The sequence below is a fragment of the Streptomyces bauhiniae genome (assembly GCF_004784475.1).
GTDB classification, from domain to species: domain Bacteria; phylum Actinomycetota; class Actinomycetes; order Streptomycetales; family Streptomycetaceae; genus Streptomyces; species Streptomyces seoulensis.
The window spans coordinates 935,631-951,569 of the sequence record NZ_SRRT01000001.1; the positions used below are offsets into that span (position 1 = coordinate 935,631).

Annotated in this window: 15 protein-coding genes; 13 read left to right on the forward strand and 2 right to left on the reverse strand. The window is 72.8% G+C overall.

Annotated features, from left to right (window positions below; genetic code table 11):
* Nucleotides 1-5 precede the first annotated feature (5 nt).
* The 12 genes from E5083_RS04440 to E5083_RS04495 all read left to right on the forward strand — a co-directional run bounded on the left by E5083_RS04440 (nt 6) and on the right by E5083_RS04495 (nt 12,322).
* Nucleotides 6-545: an LOG family protein gene (locus E5083_RS04440; protein ID WP_135784234.1), complete on the forward strand. Its 540-nt coding sequence runs from the start codon at nt 6-8 to the stop codon at nt 543-545.
* A 16-nt stretch (nt 546-561) separates the two neighbouring features.
* Entirely contained in the window at nt 562-1,251 is a 690-nt protein-coding gene (locus E5083_RS04445) for an SDR family oxidoreductase (RefSeq protein WP_208753958.1), read from the forward strand.
* 34 nt (nt 1,252-1,285) lie between these two features.
* Complete coding sequence (locus E5083_RS04450; protein WP_135784236.1) at nt 1,286-2,293, forward strand: methionine synthase; 1,008 nt, start codon at nt 1,286-1,288, stop codon at nt 2,291-2,293.
* Nucleotides 2,294-2,308: 15 nt separating this feature from the next.
* Entirely contained in the window at nt 2,309-4,504 is a 2,196-nt protein-coding gene (gene ligA, locus E5083_RS04455; protein WP_135784237.1) for an NAD-dependent DNA ligase LigA, read from the forward strand.
* Nucleotides 4,505-4,764: 260 nt separating this feature from the next.
* Nucleotides 4,765-6,984 carry a putative bifunctional diguanylate cyclase/phosphodiesterase gene (locus E5083_RS04460; RefSeq protein ID WP_135784238.1) on the forward strand — a complete coding sequence of 740 codons (2,220 nt, stop codon included), beginning with the start codon at nt 4,765-4,767 and terminating at the stop codon, nt 6,982-6,984.
* Between the two features lie 126 nt (nt 6,985-7,110).
* Nucleotides 7,111-7,407, forward strand: a complete 297-nt coding sequence (gene gatC / locus E5083_RS04465) for an Asp-tRNA(Asn)/Glu-tRNA(Gln) amidotransferase subunit GatC (RefSeq protein ID WP_018544665.1) — start codon at nt 7,111-7,113, stop codon at nt 7,405-7,407.
* Nucleotides 7,408-7,413: 6 nt separating this feature from the next.
* Nucleotides 7,414-8,907 carry an Asp-tRNA(Asn)/Glu-tRNA(Gln) amidotransferase subunit GatA gene (gene gatA, locus E5083_RS04470; protein ID WP_086696012.1) on the forward strand — a complete coding sequence of 498 codons (1,494 nt, stop codon included), beginning with the start codon at nt 7,414-7,416 and terminating at the stop codon, nt 8,905-8,907.
* Complete coding sequence (locus tag E5083_RS04475) at nt 8,904-9,143, forward strand: hypothetical protein (protein ID WP_030808328.1); 240 nt, start codon at nt 8,904-8,906, stop codon at nt 9,141-9,143. The genes gatA and E5083_RS04475 overlap by 4 nt, the downstream gene beginning before the upstream one ends.
* A 16-nt stretch (nt 9,144-9,159) precedes the next feature.
* Nucleotides 9,160-10,674 carry an Asp-tRNA(Asn)/Glu-tRNA(Gln) amidotransferase subunit GatB gene (gene gatB / locus E5083_RS04480; RefSeq protein WP_135784239.1) on the forward strand — a complete coding sequence of 505 codons (1,515 nt, stop codon included), beginning with the start codon at nt 9,160-9,162 and terminating at the stop codon, nt 10,672-10,674.
* A 105-nt stretch (nt 10,675-10,779) separates the two neighbouring features.
* A complete protein-coding gene (locus E5083_RS04485) occupies nt 10,780-11,145 on the forward strand; it encodes a hypothetical protein (RefSeq protein WP_208753959.1) in 366 nt (121 codons plus the stop codon).
* 23 nt (nt 11,146-11,168) lie between these two features.
* A complete protein-coding gene (locus E5083_RS04490; protein WP_135784240.1) occupies nt 11,169-11,744 on the forward strand; it encodes a GNAT family N-acetyltransferase in 576 nt (191 codons plus the stop codon).
* A gap of 35 nt (nt 11,745-11,779) precedes the next feature.
* Nucleotides 11,780-12,322 carry a hypothetical protein gene (locus E5083_RS04495; protein ID WP_135784241.1) on the forward strand — a complete coding sequence of 181 codons (543 nt, stop codon included), beginning with the start codon at nt 11,780-11,782 and terminating at the stop codon, nt 12,320-12,322.
* A 30-nt stretch (nt 12,323-12,352) separates the two neighbouring features.
* Here the strand turns inward: E5083_RS04495 and E5083_RS04500 are convergent, their stop codons facing one another.
* Nucleotides 12,353-13,504: a PQQ-dependent sugar dehydrogenase gene (locus E5083_RS04500; RefSeq protein ID WP_135784242.1), complete on the reverse strand. Its 1,152-nt coding sequence runs from the start codon at nt 13,502-13,504 to the stop codon at nt 12,353-12,355.
* A gap of 67 nt (nt 13,505-13,571) precedes the next feature.
* The gene (locus tag E5083_RS04505) at nt 13,572-14,570 is read right to left on the reverse strand and encodes an aldo/keto reductase (protein ID WP_135784243.1); all 999 of its coding nucleotides are present in this window, start codon (nt 14,568-14,570) and stop codon (nt 13,572-13,574) included.
* Between the two features lie 74 nt (nt 14,571-14,644).
* On the opposite strand from E5083_RS04505, the gene E5083_RS04510 reads away from it, so the two are divergent.
* Entirely contained in the window at nt 14,645-15,583 is a 939-nt protein-coding gene (locus tag E5083_RS04510; protein ID WP_135784244.1) for a 2-hydroxyacid dehydrogenase, read from the forward strand.
* The last annotated feature ends 356 nt before the right edge of the window (nt 15,584-15,939 follow it).

Sequence of the window (15,939 nt, forward strand, 5' to 3'; positions counted from 1 at the left end):
GCTCCATGAACATCTGCGTCTTCCTCTCCGCCGCCGACCTCGACGAGCGCTACACGCGCCCCGCGCGGGAGTTCGGGGAACTCATCGGCAAGGGCGGCCACACGCTCGTCTGGGGCGGCTCGGACTCCGGCCTGATGAAGGTGGTCGCGGACGGCGTGCAGGAGGCCGGAGGCAGGCTCGTGGGCGTCTCCGTGGAGTTCCTCTCGGCGGTCGCCCGGCCCGGCGCGGACGAGATGGTGATCGCCGCCGACCTCGCCGAGCGCAAGCGGCTGCTGCTGGAGAAGGCCGACGCGGTGGTCATCATGGTCGGCGGCACCGGCACCCTGGACGAGGCCACCGAGATCCTGGAGCTGAAGAAGCACGGCCGCACCGCCAAGCCCGTCGTGCTGCTCAACACCGCCGGCTTCTACGACGGCCTGGAGCAGCAGTTCCGCCGCATGGAGGCCGAGGGCTTCCTGCCGCGCCCGCTGTCGGAGCTGATGTACTTCGCCGACGGCCCTGCCGCCGCCCTGGCCCACCTGGAGGAGTCCCTCGCCGCGGGCTGATGCGACCATGGCGGGCATGGCTACTCATGTGATCACCGGCGCCGGTTCCGGCATCGGCGCCGCCGTCGCCCGCCGGCTGCACGCGCGCGGGGACGACCTCGTGCTGCACGCGCGCGACGCGGGCCGCGCCAAGGAGCTGGCGGCCGAGTTCCCCGGCGCCACCACCCTGGTGGGCGACCTCGCCGACCCCGACAAGCTGTCCTGGGCCTTCTCCCACCAGTCGCTGCCGGACCGGGTGGACTCGCTGCTGCACATCGCCGGGGTCGTCGACCTCGGGGACGTCGGGGACCTCACCCCCAAGTCCTGGCGCCACCAGCTCAATGTCAACCTGATCGCGCCCGCCGAGCTGACCCGGCACTTCCTGCCCCAGCTCCGCACCGCCCGCGGCCAGGTGCTCTTCGTCAACTCCGGCGCCGGACTCAACGCCCACGCCGGCTGGTCCGCGTACGCCGCCTCCAAGCACGGGCTGAAGGCGCTCGCGGACTCGCTGCGCCAGGAGGAGCACGGCAACGGCGTCCGGGTCGGCTCCGTCTACCCCGGCCGCACCGCCAGCCCCATGCAGGCCAAGGTGCACCAGCAGGAGGGCAAGGAGTACGACCCCGCGCGGTTCATCGACCCCGAGTCGGTCGCGGACACGATCCTGCTCGCCCTGGACCTGCCCAGGGACGCCGAGATCAACGACCTGACCGTGCGCCCCGGCCGCTGACGCGCCCGCCCGCCGTACGGCATACCCTGCCGGGGTGAGTGAGAACACCCAGGTCACCTTCCCCGCGGCCACCGGCGTCGGCTCGATGCCCGGCGGGGACGCGCGCGAGGCCGCCAAGACCGTCACCGGCAGCCTGGAGGACTTCCCGTACCTCGCCGAGCTGCCCGCGCGCGGCCCCGGCGCCGACATGATCGGCCGCACCGCCGGGATGCTCGTCGAGCTGTACGCGCGCGTGGAGCCCAGCGGCTGGCGGCTGTCCGACCGGCCCGGCCGCGACACCCGGCGCGCGCACGCGTGGCTGCGCCAGGACCTCGACGCCCTGGAGGAGTTCACCCAGGGCTACGAGGGCGACCTCAAGGTGCAGGCGGTCGGCCCCTGGACGCTGGCCGCCGCGCTGGAACTGCGCAACGGCGAGGCGGTGCTGTCCGACCCCGGCGCCTGCCGCGACCTCACCGCCTCGCTCGCCGAGGGCCTGCGCCTGCACCTGGCCGACGTCCGCCGCCGCATTCCGGGCGCCCGCGTGGTGCTCCAGCTCGACGAGCCCTCCCTCACCGCCGTGCTGCGCGGCCAGATCCGCACCGCCAGCGGCTACCGCACCCACCGGGCCGTGGACCGGCAGGTCGTGGAGTCCGGGCTGCGCGAGGTGCTCGGCGCGAGCGGGAACGGCCCCACCGTCGTCCACTCCTGCGCCCCCGACGTGCCGTTCGCGCTGCTGCGCCGCGCGGGCACCGACGCCGTCTCCTTCGACTTCGACCTCCTCACCGAGCGTGACGACGACGCGATCGGGGAGGCCGTCGAGGGCGGCACCCGGCTGTTCGCCGGTGTCGTGCCGGGGACGGACACGGCATTGTCAGACCCTGCCGGTAGCGTCATGGGTGTCAGGACGCTGTGGCGCAGGCTGGGGCTGCGGCCGGGGCTGCTCGCGGAGGCGGTCACGGTCACGCCCACGTGCGGTCTCGCGGGTGCTTCCCCCGCCTTCGCCCGCCAGGCGCTCGCCCACTGCGTCCGGGCGGCGAGATCCCTCGCGGACAACCCTGAGTAACGGGAGGACACTACGGTGGCCGGCGACAAGCAAGCGGCGACGACGGCGGTGCCCGCCGAGGCGCGCGAGAGGCACGGGCGGCTCGCGGAGCAGGTCGAGGAGCACCGCTTCCGGTACTACGTGAAGGACGCTCCCGTCGTCAGCGACGCGGAGTTCGACCAGCTCCTGAAGTCCCTGGAGGCCCTGGAGGAGGAGTTCCCGGAGCTGCGCACCCCGGACTCGCCCACCCAGAAGGTCGCCGGGTCCTACGAGACCGAGTTCACCGCGGTCGCGCACCGCGAGCGGATGCTGTCCCTGGACAACACCTTCAACGACGAGGAACTCGCCGCCTGGGCCGACCGCATCGCCCGCGAACTCGGCGACCAGACCTACCACTTCCTGTGCGAGCTGAAGGTCGACGGACTCGCCGTCAACCTCACCTACGAGCACGGCCGCCTCACCCGCGCCGCGACGAGGGGCGACGGCCGCACCGGTGAGGACATCACGCCCAACGTCCGCACCATCACCGACATCCCCGACCGCCTCCAGGGCGACAAGGTGCCCGACCTCGTCGAGATCCGCGGCGAGGTCTACTTCCCGATGGACAAGTTCCTGGAACTGAACGAGCGTCTGGTCGCAGCCGGGGAGAAGCCCTTCGCCAACCCCCGCAACGCGGCCGCCGGTTCGCTCCGCCAGAAGGACCCCCGCGTCACCGCCAGCCGGCCGCTGCACATGGTCGTCCACGGCATCGGCGCCCACGAGGGCTTCACCGGCCTGACCCGGCTGTCCGAGGCGTACGACCTGCTGAAGACCTGGGGCCTGCCCACCTCCCCGCACAACCGCGTGGTCGACGGCCTCGACGGCGTACGGGAGTTCATCGCCTACTACGGCGAGCACCGGCACTCCGTGGACCACGAGATCGACGGGGTCGTCGTCAAGCTCGACGAGATCCGCCTCCAGGGCCGGCTCGGCTCCACCGCGCGTGCCCCGCGCTGGGCCATCGCGTACAAGTACGCGCCGGAGGAGGTCAACACCAAGCTGATCGACATCAAGGTGGGCGTCGGCCGCACCGGCCGCGTCACCCCGTACGCCCAGGTCGAGCCGGTCACGGTGGCGGGCAGCGAGGTGGAGTTCGCCACCCTGCACAACCAGGAGGTCGTCAAGGCCAAGGGCGTGCTCATCGGGGACACCGTGGTGCTGCGCAAGGCCGGTGACGTCATCCCGGAGATCCTCGGGCCCGTCGCCGACCTCCGGGACGGCAGCGAGCGGGAGTTCGTGATGCCCGGCGAGTGCCCGGAGTGCGGCACGACGCTGCGGCCCATGAAGGAGGGCGACATCGACCTCCGCTGCCCCAACGCCCGCACCTGCCCGGCCCAGTTGCGGGAGCGGGTCGCCTACTTGGCGGGGCGCGAATGCCTGGACATCGAGCACTTCGGCGGGGTCGCCGCCGCCGCGCTCACCCGGCCCCTGGAGCCCGCCGACCCGCCACTGGTGGACGAGGGCGACCTCTTCGACCTCACGGTGGAGAAGCTGCTGCCCATCAAGGCGCATGTGCTGGACCCCGACAGCGGCCTGCCCAAGCGCGACCCGAAGACCGGCGAGGAGAAGGTCGTCACCGTCTTCGCCAACCAGAAGGGCGAGCCGAAGAAGAACACCCTCTCCCTGCTGGAGCACATCGAGGCGGCCAAGCAGCGCCCGCTCGCCCGGTTCATCAACGGCCTCTCCATCCGGCACGTCGGCCCCGTCGCCGCCCAGGCGCTCGCCCGCGAGTTCCGGTCCATCGACCGCATCGAGGCGGCCACCGAGGAGGAGCTGGCCGCCACCGACGGGGTCGGCCCCATCATCGCGGCCGCGCTCAAGGAGTGGTTCGCCGAGGACTGGCACCGCGAGATCGTGCGTAAGTGGAAGGCGGCCGGCGTCCCGCTGGAGGAGGAGGCCACCGGCGAGGACGAGGGGCCGCGCCCGCTGGAGGGGATGACCGTCGTCGTCACCGGCACGCTGGAGAACTTCACCCGTGACGGCGCCAAGGACGCGCTTCAGAGCCGGGGCGCCAAGGTGACCGGGTCCGTCTCCAAGAAGACCTCCTTCGTGGTCGTCGGCGACAACCCCGGCTCCAAGTACGACAAGGCGATGCAGCTCAAGGTGCCGGTGCTCGACGAGGACGGATTCACCGTCCTGCTGGAGCGCGGACCCGAGGCCGCGGCCGAAGTCGCGCTTCCGACCGGGGAGTAGCGGTTGAAGGCCACCCGTACGGCGCATATCAGATGCATACGGGTGGCCCGTACGCATTCGGGCGACCGTCCACGACCGCTGCCCGAGGAAGCCCTCCGCGGCCTACTGTTGAGGGGTGCGCCCGCCGTGCCCAGCCGCGGCCGGTGCATCCCCGTGCCCGACAGCCGGCACGGGGAAGGGCTTTTAACCGCCGAGCCGCTGAGGGTCCTCGGGGCCAGGGCCGCGTGGCGTGGGCACCGCCGGCTGTGAGAGGGACGGGAATGGAACCGACCGAGAGCGCCGCCCCCGGCTCGCGGCCGCGCCTGCGCCGCCGCGCGGGCGCGTGGCGGGGGAACCGGTGGACCGGGCACGGCAAGGACCGCGCGGGACCCGACTCCCGCGCCGACGGCGTCGATCCGCACGCGGCGGTGGTCCTCGCCGCCGACCTCGGACCGCCCCCGGACGGTCAAGGGCGCGCGAGAATACCGACGTTGCCCGCCGTCCTCGCCGGAGCGGCCGCGCTCGCCCTCGGCGCCGGGCTCTACGGCGCCTTCAGCGGCGGCCACGCACTCTTCCCCGCCGGTACGGCCGGATGGGCGCTGGCGCTGCTCACCGGCCTCGTCGTCGGCCATCTCGTCATGCTGGGCCGGGCCCGCTGGAGCGGCGGCACCGCCTCCGGCGCCGCCCTCACCCTCGCCACCCTGCTGCTGTACGGCTGGGTCCCGGCCGGACTGGTCAGCCTCACCGTCGTCGTGCTGGTCGGCGCCGCCCGGCGCAACTGCCGCCGCGAGGGCCTGCTGCACGGCGCGGTGGACATCCTCGCCATCGGCGCCGGCGCCCTGGTGCTCGGCGCCTTCGGCCGGGTCGGCAGCGTCGAGGAGCCCTGGCGGCCCGGCAGTTGGGGACTCGGCACCGTACCCGAGGTGGTGCTCGCCGCGGGCGCCTACCTCGTCGTCAGCCGGGGACTGCTCTGGTATCTGCACGCCCCGCGCGGGGGCGGGGTGCCCACCATCGCCCGTACCGCCCTGGTCCGGCAGGGCCTCGTCGCCGTCGCGCTGCTCGGCATCGCGCCGCTGGTGTGCGTGGTCGCCGACGCCCGGCCGGTGCTGCTGCCGCTGTTCGTCATCCCGCTGATCGCGCTCGACTCCACCCTGTGGATGGCGCGGGCCCGCGCGGAGGAGCAGTTGCGCGACCCGCTGACCGGGCTGCCCAACCGGCAGTGGCTGCTGGAGCGCATCTGGACCGCGCTGGACGACGCCGAACGCATCGGCGCCCGCTCGGCGTTGATGCTGATCGACCTCGACCGCTTCCGGTCGGTCAACGACACCCTCGGCCATCTCGCCGGTGACCGGCTGCTGTTGCAGATCGCGGACCGGCTCAAGAACGCCCTGCCGGACGGAGCGGAGGCCGCGCGGCTGGGCGGGGACGAGTTCGCCGTCTTACTGCCGGTGGCCGACTCCACCACGTCGGCCACCCGCATCGCGCGCGGGCTGGTCACTACGCTGGGCTCGCCCCTCGACCTCGACGGACTCACGCTCGTGCTGGAGGCCAGCGCGGGCGTCGCCGTCTTCCCCGACCACGCGCTGGACGCCGAGGGCATGCTGCGCCGCGCGGACGTGGCGATGTACCAGGCCAAGCGGGACCGCTCCGGCGTGGAGGCGTACGAGTCCAAGCGGGACTCCAACACCCCCGACCGGCTGGCCCTGCTGGGCGATCTGCGCCGGGCGCTGGACGCGCACGAGGTCCAGTTGCACTACCAGCCCAAGGTCCGCTTCGACGGCCAGGTGGCCGGCCTGGAGGCCCTGGTGCGCTGGGTGCACCCGGAGCGGGGCAAGGTCCCGCCGGACGAGTTCATCGCGATAGCCGAGTCCTCCGGGCTGATGCCCCACCTCACCGAGTACGTGCTGGAGACCGCCCTCGCGCAGGTCGCCCGCTGGCGCGAGCAGGGGCTGAGGGTGCCGGTCGCGGTGAACGTCTCCCCGCGCGACGTGCACACCCCCGGCTTCGCCGGTTCCGTCGCCGCCCGGCTGGCCCGGCACGGGGTCCCGGCGGGGGCGCTGCAACTGGAGATCACCGAGCACGTCCTGCTGGAGGACCCGCAGCGGGCCGCCGACACCCTGGCCGCGCTCGCCGGACACGGCGTGAAGATGTCCCTGGACGACTTCGGCACCGGCTACTCCTCCCTGGTCCACCTGCGGCGGCTGCCGGTCAGCGAACTGAAGATCGACCGGTCCTTCGTGGCCCGGCTCGCGGTGGACGCCGAGGACGCCGCGATCGTGCGCTGCACGGTCGACCTCGCGCACTCGCTCGGCCTGGTGGTCGTCGCCGAGGGCGTCGAGGACGACGAGACCTGGGAACACCTGCGCGACCTGCGCTGCGACGCCGTACAGGGGTGGCTGGTGGCCGCCGCGATGCCGCCCGAGGAGACCACGGCCTGGCTGCAGGCCCGCGGCCCCCGCGGCTGGCAGCGGCCCCGCGCGGCGCTCCCGGCGGGGGAGTAGCCCCCGGCTCAAGCCGGGGGAACGTTTCCCCTGACGAGGGGGCCCGGGGAAACCGTTTAACGGTGACCGGCCCCCGACCCATAGGATTGGCCCAAACCACACACACTCACCCCAGAGGATCGCTGCATGCCTGGCATCACGCGCGAGGAGGTCGCCCACCTCGCCCGGCTGGCGCGTCTGGAGCTGAAGCCCGAAGAGCTCGACCACTTCGCCGGCCAGCTCGACGACATCATCGGCGCGGTCGCCCGCGTCAGCGAGGTCGCCGACCAAGACGTACCGCCGACCTCGCACCCGCTCCCGCTGACGAACGTCATGCGGGCGGACGAGGTCCGTCCCTCGCTCACCCCCGCGCAGGCGCTCTCCGGCGCCCCCGCCCAGGAGCAGCAGCGTTTCAAGGTGCCGCAGATCCTGGGGGAGGACTAAGAAGTCATGACCGACATCATCAAGCTCACGGCCGCCGAGACCGCCGAGAAGATCGCCTCCGGCGAGCTGACGGCCGTCGAGGTCGCCGAGGCACACCTGGCGCGCATCGAGGCCGTCGACGAGAAGGTGCACGCCTTCCTGCACGTCGACCGCGAGGGCGCCCTCGCCCAGGCGCGCGCCGTGGACGCCAAGCGCGCCCGCGGCGAGAAGCTCGGCCCGCTGGCCGGCGTCCCGCTCGCGCTGAAGGACATCTTCACCACCGAGGGCGTGCCGACCACCGTCGGCTCGAAGATCCTCGAGGGCTGGCTCCCGCCGTACGACGCGACGCTCACCAAGCGGCTGAAGGCCGCCGACGTCGTCATCCTCGGCAAGACCAACATGGACGAGTTCGCCATGGGGTCCTCCACCGAGAGCAGCGCCTACGGCCCGACCGGCAACCCCTGGGACCTCACCAAGATCCCCGGCGGCTCCGGAGGCGGCTCCGCCGCCGCGCTCGCCGCCTACGAGGCCCCGCTCGCCATCGGCACCGACACCGGCGGCTCCATCCGCCAGCCGGCCGCCGTCACCGGCACCGTCGGCGTCAAGCCGACCTACGGCTCGGTCTCCCGCTACGGCATGGTGGCCTTCTCCTCCTCCCTGGACCAAGGCGGCCCCTGCGCCCGCACGGTGCTGGACACGGCCCTGCTGCACGAGGTCATCGCGGGCCACGACCCGCTGGACTCCACCTCCATCGACGCCCCCGTACCGCCGGTCGTCGAGGCCGCGCGCAACGGCTCGGTGGCGGGGATGCGGGTCGGCGTCGTCAAGCAGTTCCGCGGCGAGGGCTACCAGGCCGGTGTCCTGCAGCGCTTCGACGAGTCCGTCGAGCTGCTCAAGGAGCTGGGCGCCGAGATCGTCGAGCTGGACTGCCCGTCCTTCGACCTCGCGCTGTCGGCGTACTACCTGATCGCGCCGTCCGAGTGCTCGTCCAACCTCGCCCGCTTCGACGGCCTGCGCTACGGCCGCCGGGTCGGCGACGACGGCACCCACTCGGCCGAGGAGGTCACCTCGCTCACCCGCGAGGCCGGCTTCGGCGCCGAGGTCAAGCGCCGCATCATGCTCGGCACGTACGCCCTCTCCAGCGGCTACTACGACGCCTACTACGGCTCCGCGCAGAAGGTCCGCACCCTCATCACGCAGGAGTTCGAGAAGGCGTTCGAGCAGGTCGACGTGATCGTCTCCCCGACGACGCCGACCACCGCCTTCCCGATCGGCGAGCGCGCCGACGACCCGATGGCGATGTACCTCGCGGACCTGTGCACCATCCCGACGAACCTCGCGGGCAACGCGGCCATGTCGCTGCCGTGCGGTCTCGCCCCGGAGGACAACCTCCCCGTCGGCCTCCAGATCATCGCCCCGGCGCTGAAGGACGACAGGCTGTACAAGGTCGGCGCCGCCGTCGAGGCCGCCTTCGTGGAAAAGTGGGGTCACCCGTTGATCGAGGAGGCACCGTCGCTGTGAGCGCACTGAACAAGGCCAAGGGCTTCAAGCAGTCGAGGTCCGGCACGTACCTGTCCATGGCCGGCACCGCGTTCAGCGCGGTCGGCGTGGCCAAGCAGATCAAGAAGGCCCGGTCGGAGCAGGACACGCTGCGCCTGATCGACGCCGCCGCGTCCGCCGTCGCCATCGTCACCGGCCTCGCCATCCTCTACCGCGAGCTGAAGCGGCTGGGCGACGACGACGTCCTGCTGGGCTGAGAGGGAAGTTTTCACCGTGACCACCACGACCGACCTGGTGTCGTACGAGGACGCGCTGTCGTCGTACGACCCCGTCATGGGCCTTGAGGTCCATGTCGAACTCGGCACCCACACCAAGATGTTCTGCGGCTGTTCGACCGAGCTGGGCGCCGAGCCCAACTCGCAGACCTGCCCGGTCTGCCTCGGCATGCCCGGCGCGCTCCCGGTCGTCAACGCGACCGGCGTCGAGTCCGCGATCAAGATCGGCCTCGCGCTGAACTGCTCGATCGCCGAGTGGTGCCGCTTCGCCCGGAAGAACTACTTCTATCCGGACATGCCGAAGAACTTCCAGACCTCCCAGTACGACGAGCCGATCGCCTTCGACGGTTACCTCGACGTGCAGCTGGAGGACGGGGAGACCTTCCGCGTGGAGATCGAGCGCGCCCACATGGAGGAGGACACCGGCAAGTCGACGCACGTCGGCGGCGCCACCGGCCGGATCCACGGCGCGTCCCACTCCCTGCTGGACTACAACCGCGCGGGCATCCCGCTCATCGAGATCGTCACCAAGCCCATCGAGGGCGCGGGCGAGCGGGCTCCCGAGGTCGCGCGCGCCTACGTCCGCGAGCTGCGCGAGGTCATCCGGGCGCTCGGTGTCTCCGAGGCGCGGATGGAGATGGGCCAGATGCGCTGCGACGTGAACCTGTCGCTGCGCCCGCACGGCCGGGAGAAGTTCGGTACGCGCTCCGAGACGAAGAACGTCAACTCGCTGCGCTCGGTCGAGCGCGCCGCCCGCTTCGAGATCATGCGCCACGCGGCCGTGCTCGACGGCGGCGGCACGATCGTCCAGGAGACCCGCCACTTCCACGAGGACACCGGGTCGACGACCTCGGGCCGCGTGAAGGAGGAGGCCGAGGACTACCGGTACTTCCCGGAGCCCGACCTCGTCCCGGTGGCGCCGTCCCGCGAGTGGGTCGAGAAGATCCGCGCCGCGCTGCCCGAGCTGCCGCTGGCCCGCCGTACCCGCCTGCTGGCGGAGTGGGGCATCTCGGCCACCGACATGCAGTCGATCACCAACGCCGGTGCGCTGGACCTGATCGTCGCCACCATCGACGCCGGTGCCGACGCGGCCTCCGCCCGCAAGTGGTGGATGGGCGAGCTGGCGCGCAGCGCCAACGAGTCCCAGAAGGCGCTGGACGAGCTGGCGATCACGCCGGTGCAGGTCGCGCGGGTCACCGAGCTGGTGACCTCCGGCGACCTGAACGACAAGCTGGCCCGCCAGGTCATCGAGGGCGTCCTCGCCGGTGAGGGCACGCCGGACGAGGTCGTGGAGAAGCGCGGTCTGAAGGTCGTCTCCGACGAGGGTGCGCTGACCACCGCCGTCGACGAGGCCATCGCCGGCAACCCGGCCATCGCGGACAAGATCCGCGGCGGCAAGGTGGCGGCGGCCGGCGCGCTGGTCGGCGCGGTCATGAAGGCCACCCGCGGCCAGGCCGACGCCGCCCGCGTCAAGGAGCTGATCCTGGACCGGCTGGGCGTGAGCGAGGGCTGAGTCCCGCGCTGCAACGTGGCCCCGGAGGTCGATCCTCCGGGGCCACGTCCGCTTTCCGGGGGCCGCGAAAAGGCGCGCGACCCGCAGGCGCTACGCTCGCCCGCCATGAGTGGACGTACCGATTCCGTCGCCGGACCCGCCGAGGCCGAGGAGGCGGAACGGGCGGAACCCGTCGTACGGCCCGAAGAGGACGCCATGGACGCCGTGGACGACGCCGAGTTCTACGACGAGGCCCGCCGCGCCCGCTGGCTCGCCACCGGCACCGGCGCCCTCCTCACCCTCGCCGGGGTCGCCGCCGCCCTGCTCCGCCTGACCGGCCCCGCCCCCGCCCTGGTCCCCGCCGCGTACGCCACCGGCGCCGCCGTCTGCGCGGCCGCCGCCCTCCTCGGCGCCCGGGGCCGCACCCGCCGGGCCCTCTGGCTGCTGATAGCCGGGACGATGATCATGGCCCTCGGCGACCAGTTCGACTGACCCCTGGAAGGGACCACAGCACGATGTACGCGACACCACTGGGCGTGGACGGCGCCGAACTGCGCCCGATGGAGGTCTGGCACGCGCCCGACTTCTTCGCCAACATCGACGCCGAGCGCGAGTTCATCGGCCGCCACGTCGGCCTCCCGGACGTGGTTCCCGACCTGGACGGCGCCCGCGCCTTCCTCAAGCGGTACGCCGACAAGCGCGCCACCGACACCGGGAGCCTGCACGGCGTCTGGCTGGACGGCACCCTGGTCGGCGGCCTGATGTTCCGGCTGTGGGACAACGAGACCGGCGTCGCCGAGGCCGGCTGCTGGCTCGTACCCGGCGCGGGCGGGCGCGGACTCGTCACGCGGGGCATGACGATCCTGCTGGACTGGGCCTTCGGCGAGCGCGGCATGCACCGGGTGGAGTGGCACGTGGCCCCCGGCAACCAGCCCAGCGTCAATGTGGCCCGCCGCCTGGGCATGAGCCGCGAGGGCGTGCTCCGCGAGAACTACCCGCACCGGGGCGTCCGTACCAGCACCGAGGTCTGGGCGGTGCTGGCCCCCGAGTGGCGCGCGGCCCGTGAAGCCGCAGCGCACAGCGGCCGTTAAGACGCCTCTCAGACTCCGTCCGTACGGTGCCGGGCATGGCTACGAAGACAGCGGAAGGCGCCGGGACCGAGACCGGCGCACAGCACGACGAGACGGTGGCGGAGACCGCCGTGACCGAGGAAGCCCAGGCACCCGAGCAGCCGGAGACCGGCGAGGAGACGGTTGCCGCCGAGCCGCGCCGCGCGTCCGGGGTCGGCCAGGGCGCCGGTGCCGTGGTGTCCGCCGCGCTCGGCCTGGTCTCGCTCAACGGCGGCTGGGTCGGCACGATCGCCTCGGCCCGCGCCCAGCTCATGGGCCAGCTCAAGACCTCCTCCCAGGCGGGGGTCGCCCAGCAGATCAAGGCGGTCTACGGCGACGCCTGGCACGCCACCGCCCTGTGGGCCGGCCTCTTCGCGGTGGCCGCGCTGGTCGTGGGCGTGGCCGTGCTCGTCCGCCCCGCGTTCGGCGCGCCGGGCCGGCCGCAGGCCCCGTGGATCAAGTCGGTCGCGTGGGGCGGTGTCGCGCTCGGCGTCATCGGCCTGCTGCTGGCCGCGCTGAAGTACTCCGACGCCCTGCTCGGCCTGCCCTCGGCGGGCTGACCGTACGGGGGCGGTGTCGCACCGCCCCCGTCAGCGGACCCGCAGCTCCAGCAGGCGGTCGTCGCCCTTCTTGGGGTCGCCCCGGCCGTCGGTGTTGCTGGTCAGCAGCCACAGCCGGTCCTGCCCGGCCGGGGCCACCGTGCGCAGCCGGCCGTACTCGCCGTCCAGGAACGCCTGCGGCGGGGCCGACGCCGAGGTGGAGCGCAGCGGGACGCGCCACAGGCGCTCACCCCGGAGGCCGACCATCCAGATCACGCCGTCCACGTAGGCGATACCGCTCGGGGAGGCGTCGTCGGTGTGCCACTGGGCCAGCGGATTCTGGAAGCGCGCGTCGGTGCCCTTGCCCTCGGTGCCGGGCCAGCCGTAGTCGCCGCCGGGCTTGATCGCGTTCAGCTCGTCCCAGGTGTCCTGCCCGAACTCCGAGGCGAACAGCCGCTGTTGCCTGTCCCAGGCCAGACCCTGCACATTGCGGTGGCCGTAGGAGTACACCGGGGAGCGGCCGAGGGGGTTGCCCGGCGCGGGCTCGCCCTCCGGGGTGATCCTGAGGATCTTGCCGCCGAGGGACTTCTTGTCGGGGGCCAGCCCGCTGTCGCCGCTCTCGCCGGTGCCGACGTACAGCATGCCGTCCGAGCCGAAGGCGATCCGGCCGCCGTTGTGGATGTGGCCCTTGGGGATGCCCTTGAACACCGTGTCCGGGGCGCCCAGTTGATCACCGGGGGCCCTTTTCTCGTCGTACCGGACGCGGACCACGCGGTTGTCGGAGGCGGAGGTGAAGTAGGCGTAGACCATGTGGTCCGAGGCGAAGCCGGGGGAGAGGGCGATGCCCAGCAGGCCGCCCTCACCGGCGGGCTCGACCCCGGAGATGCGGCCCGCCACGGTCTTCTTGCCGGTCTTGGCGTCGATCCGGGTGATCGTGGCGTCGTCGCGGGAGGAGACCAGCAGGTTCCCGTCGGGCAGCGGGGCCAGCCCCCACGGGCTCTTCAGACCCTCGGCCACGGTACGCAGCACCTTCACCGAGCCCTTGGCGGGCGGCGCGGACTCGGAGGGGGACTGGGCGGTGGCGGTCACCGTGCCCCCGGAGGGCGACCCCCGCCCGTCACCCCCGTCCGAGGAGCAACCAGCGGCCAGCAGCAGCGTGGTCGCGGCGAGTACGGCGGGCACGGTTCGGCTTCGCACGGTCATGGTCCCTTCGAAGGGGTCGCACCGACACTGCTACCCCACCAGACGCGCACCGTGCGCGTCTGCGGATTCAGTCCCACGATCCCAGCGCCGGGGGCAGCGCGGCCACCTCGGCGAGGTCCTCGGGGGTCAGCCGCAGCCCGGCCGCCGCCGCGTTCTCCCGCGCCCAGCGCTCCCGCTTGGTGCCGGGCAGCGCGATGACCTGCGGTCCCTGTGCCAGCACCCAGGCCAGCGCCACCTGCGCCGGAGTGACGTCCTCGCCGTGCCGCCGCGCGATACGGCGGAGTCCGGCCACGACGGGCTGGTTGGCCGCCATCATCTCGGCCGTGAAACGGGGGTGGCGGGCGCGCAGATCGTCCGGTTCGAAACCCTCGCCGGGAGTGAGCGTGCCGGTGAGGAAACCATTCCCCAGCGGCATCGCCGCGAGGAAGCCGATGCCCCGCTCCGCGCACCAGGGCAGCAGCGCGGTCAGCGCCTCCGGCGACCACACCGACAGCTCCGCCTGCACCGCGCTCACCGGGAACACCTGCTGCACCCGCCTCAACTGGCGCAGCGTGCCGTCGTACAGCCCGTTCCCCGAGCGGCGTCCGCCGCGCGCGCCGACCGCGCACAGGCCCAGCGCGCGGACCTTCCCGGCCCGCACCAGGTCCGCCATCGCGCCCCAGGTCTCCTCGACCGGGACCTCGGGGTCGGCGCGGTGCAGTTGGTAGAGATCGATCACGTCGGTCTGCAGGCGGCGCAGCGAGGCGTCGCAGGCCCGCTTCACATAGCCGGGGCGCCCGTTGGCCACGATGTGCTGCTCGCCCACCAGCAGCCCGGCCTTGGTCGACACGAAGGCGTCCGCGCGCCGCTCCTTCAGCACCCGGCCCAGCAGCAGTTCATTGGTGAACGGGCCGTACATGTCGGCCGTGTCCAGCAGGTCCGAGCCCAGGTCCAGCGCCCGGTGCACGGCCCTCACCGACTCCTCGCCCCGCTGCCGCGACCCGCTGTACGCCCAGCTCATCGGCATGCACCCGAGCCCCACGGCCCCCACCGAGAGCGCCCCCGCGCCGATCCTCCTGCGCTCCACCTGCCGCGAACCTCCCTCGAAGAGGCTCCCAACCTAACCGTTGCGCCCCGCCCGCCTGAACTAGCCTCCTGACCATGACCGACGACGTCTGGCTGCCGATCCCGCCCGAGGAGATCAAGGGCCTTCCCGAGGGGCCGAACTACCTGTTCTGGGACGGTGGTGAGTTCCCCGGTGACCCCGCCGAGTGCGCGGTGTACGTGGTGCCGTACATGCGGCGCGAGCCCGTGAAGGTGCGCCCGCTGGAGGCGATGACCGGCCTGCGAGTGGTCCAGACGCTCACCGCGGGCGTGGACGACATCACCGCGAACCTCTCCCTGATCGCCCCCGGCGTCCAGCTCTGCAACGCCCGCGGCGTCCACGACACCAGCACCGCCGAGCTGGCCCTCACCCTCACGCTGGCCTCGCTGCGCGGGATTCCGGGGTTCGTGCGGGCGCAGGAAGAGGGGCGCTGGCAAGGGGAGTTCCGGCCCGCTCTGGCCGACCGGAACGTGCTCATCGTCGGCTACGGGGCCATCGGTTCGGCCGTCGAGGACCGGCTCGCGCCCTTCGAGGTGGAGCGCGTGATCCGGGTGGCGCGCTCCGGGCGCACCACCGCGCGCGGGGTCGTGCATCCGCTCACCGAACTTCCCCGACTGCTCCCGGAAGCGGACGTGGTGATCCTCGCGACGCCCCTCACCGACGAGACGCGGGGCCTGGTGGACGCCGCCTTCCTGGCCCGCATGAAGGACGGCGCCCTGCTGGTGAACATCGCGCGGGGGCCCGTAGTGGACACCGATGCCCTGCTCAGCGAGGTGGAGAGCGGGCGCCTCACCGCCGCGCTGGACGTCACCGACCCCGAACCGCTGCCGCCGGGGCACCCGTTGTGGCGGGCGCCGGGCGTGCTGATCACCCCGCATGTGGGCGGCCCGAGTTCGGCGTTCCGGCCGCGCGCGGAGCGGCTCTTGGTGGACCAGTTGACCCGGTTCGTGAACCATGAGCCACTGCGCCACGTGGTCCTCACCACCGGGGCGTGAGCCGCTTATCGGCACCCTCCGCGACCCTCCAGGCGCGGTGTGTGCCCGCATAGTCGCTGGTCGTCACGGAGAGTAGAGAAGCTATGTCCCTGAGTGACGATCCTGGTGTATCGTCCCGACAGGGGTGCGCCGCCGACCGATCGGCGCCGGGGACGAACATTTCAGCTCTGTGAGGGGGGCGACGGGCGATGCACGGCCTATGGACGAACGATCCGACGCGGCGGAGCCGCCGACGGCGACCCTGGCGCACGACCGCGCGCAGGCGCGAGCGGCCGATGAGCCGGCTCGCCCTGCGCCCCCGGCCGGGCGCCCGGCACAGGCATCCGCACCGGCCCCCGAGGGGCACCGGCGCGAAC

Bases quoted from the DNA above. Each gene is read 5' to 3' on its own strand.
- E5083_RS04440 (WP_135784234.1), top strand. From the start codon at position 6: ATGAACATCTGCGTCTTCCTCTCCGCCGCCGACCTCGACGAGCGCTAC.
- E5083_RS04445 (WP_208753958.1), top strand. From the start codon at position 562: ATGGCTACTCATGTGATCACCGGCGCCGGTTCCGGCATCGGCGCCGCC.
- E5083_RS04460 (WP_135784238.1), top strand. From the start codon at position 4,765: ATGGAACCGACCGAGAGCGCCGCCCCCGGCTCGCGGCCGCGCCTGCGC.
- gatC (WP_018544665.1), top strand. From the start codon at position 7,111: ATGCCTGGCATCACGCGCGAGGAGGTCGCCCACCTCGCCCGGCTGGCG.
- gatA (WP_086696012.1), top strand. From the start codon at position 7,414: ATGACCGACATCATCAAGCTCACGGCCGCCGAGACCGCCGAGAAGATC.
- E5083_RS04485 (WP_208753959.1), top strand. From the start codon at position 10,780: ATGAGTGGACGTACCGATTCCGTCGCCGGACCCGCCGAGGCCGAGGAG.
- E5083_RS04490 (WP_135784240.1), top strand. From the start codon at position 11,169: ATGTACGCGACACCACTGGGCGTGGACGGCGCCGAACTGCGCCCGATG.
- E5083_RS04495 (WP_135784241.1), top strand. From the start codon at position 11,780: ATGGCTACGAAGACAGCGGAAGGCGCCGGGACCGAGACCGGCGCACAG.
- E5083_RS04500 (WP_135784242.1), bottom strand. From the start codon at position 13,504: ATGACCGTGCGAAGCCGAACCGTGCCCGCCGTACTCGCCGCGACCACG.
- E5083_RS04510 (WP_135784244.1), top strand. From the start codon at position 14,645: ATGACCGACGACGTCTGGCTGCCGATCCCGCCCGAGGAGATCAAGGGC.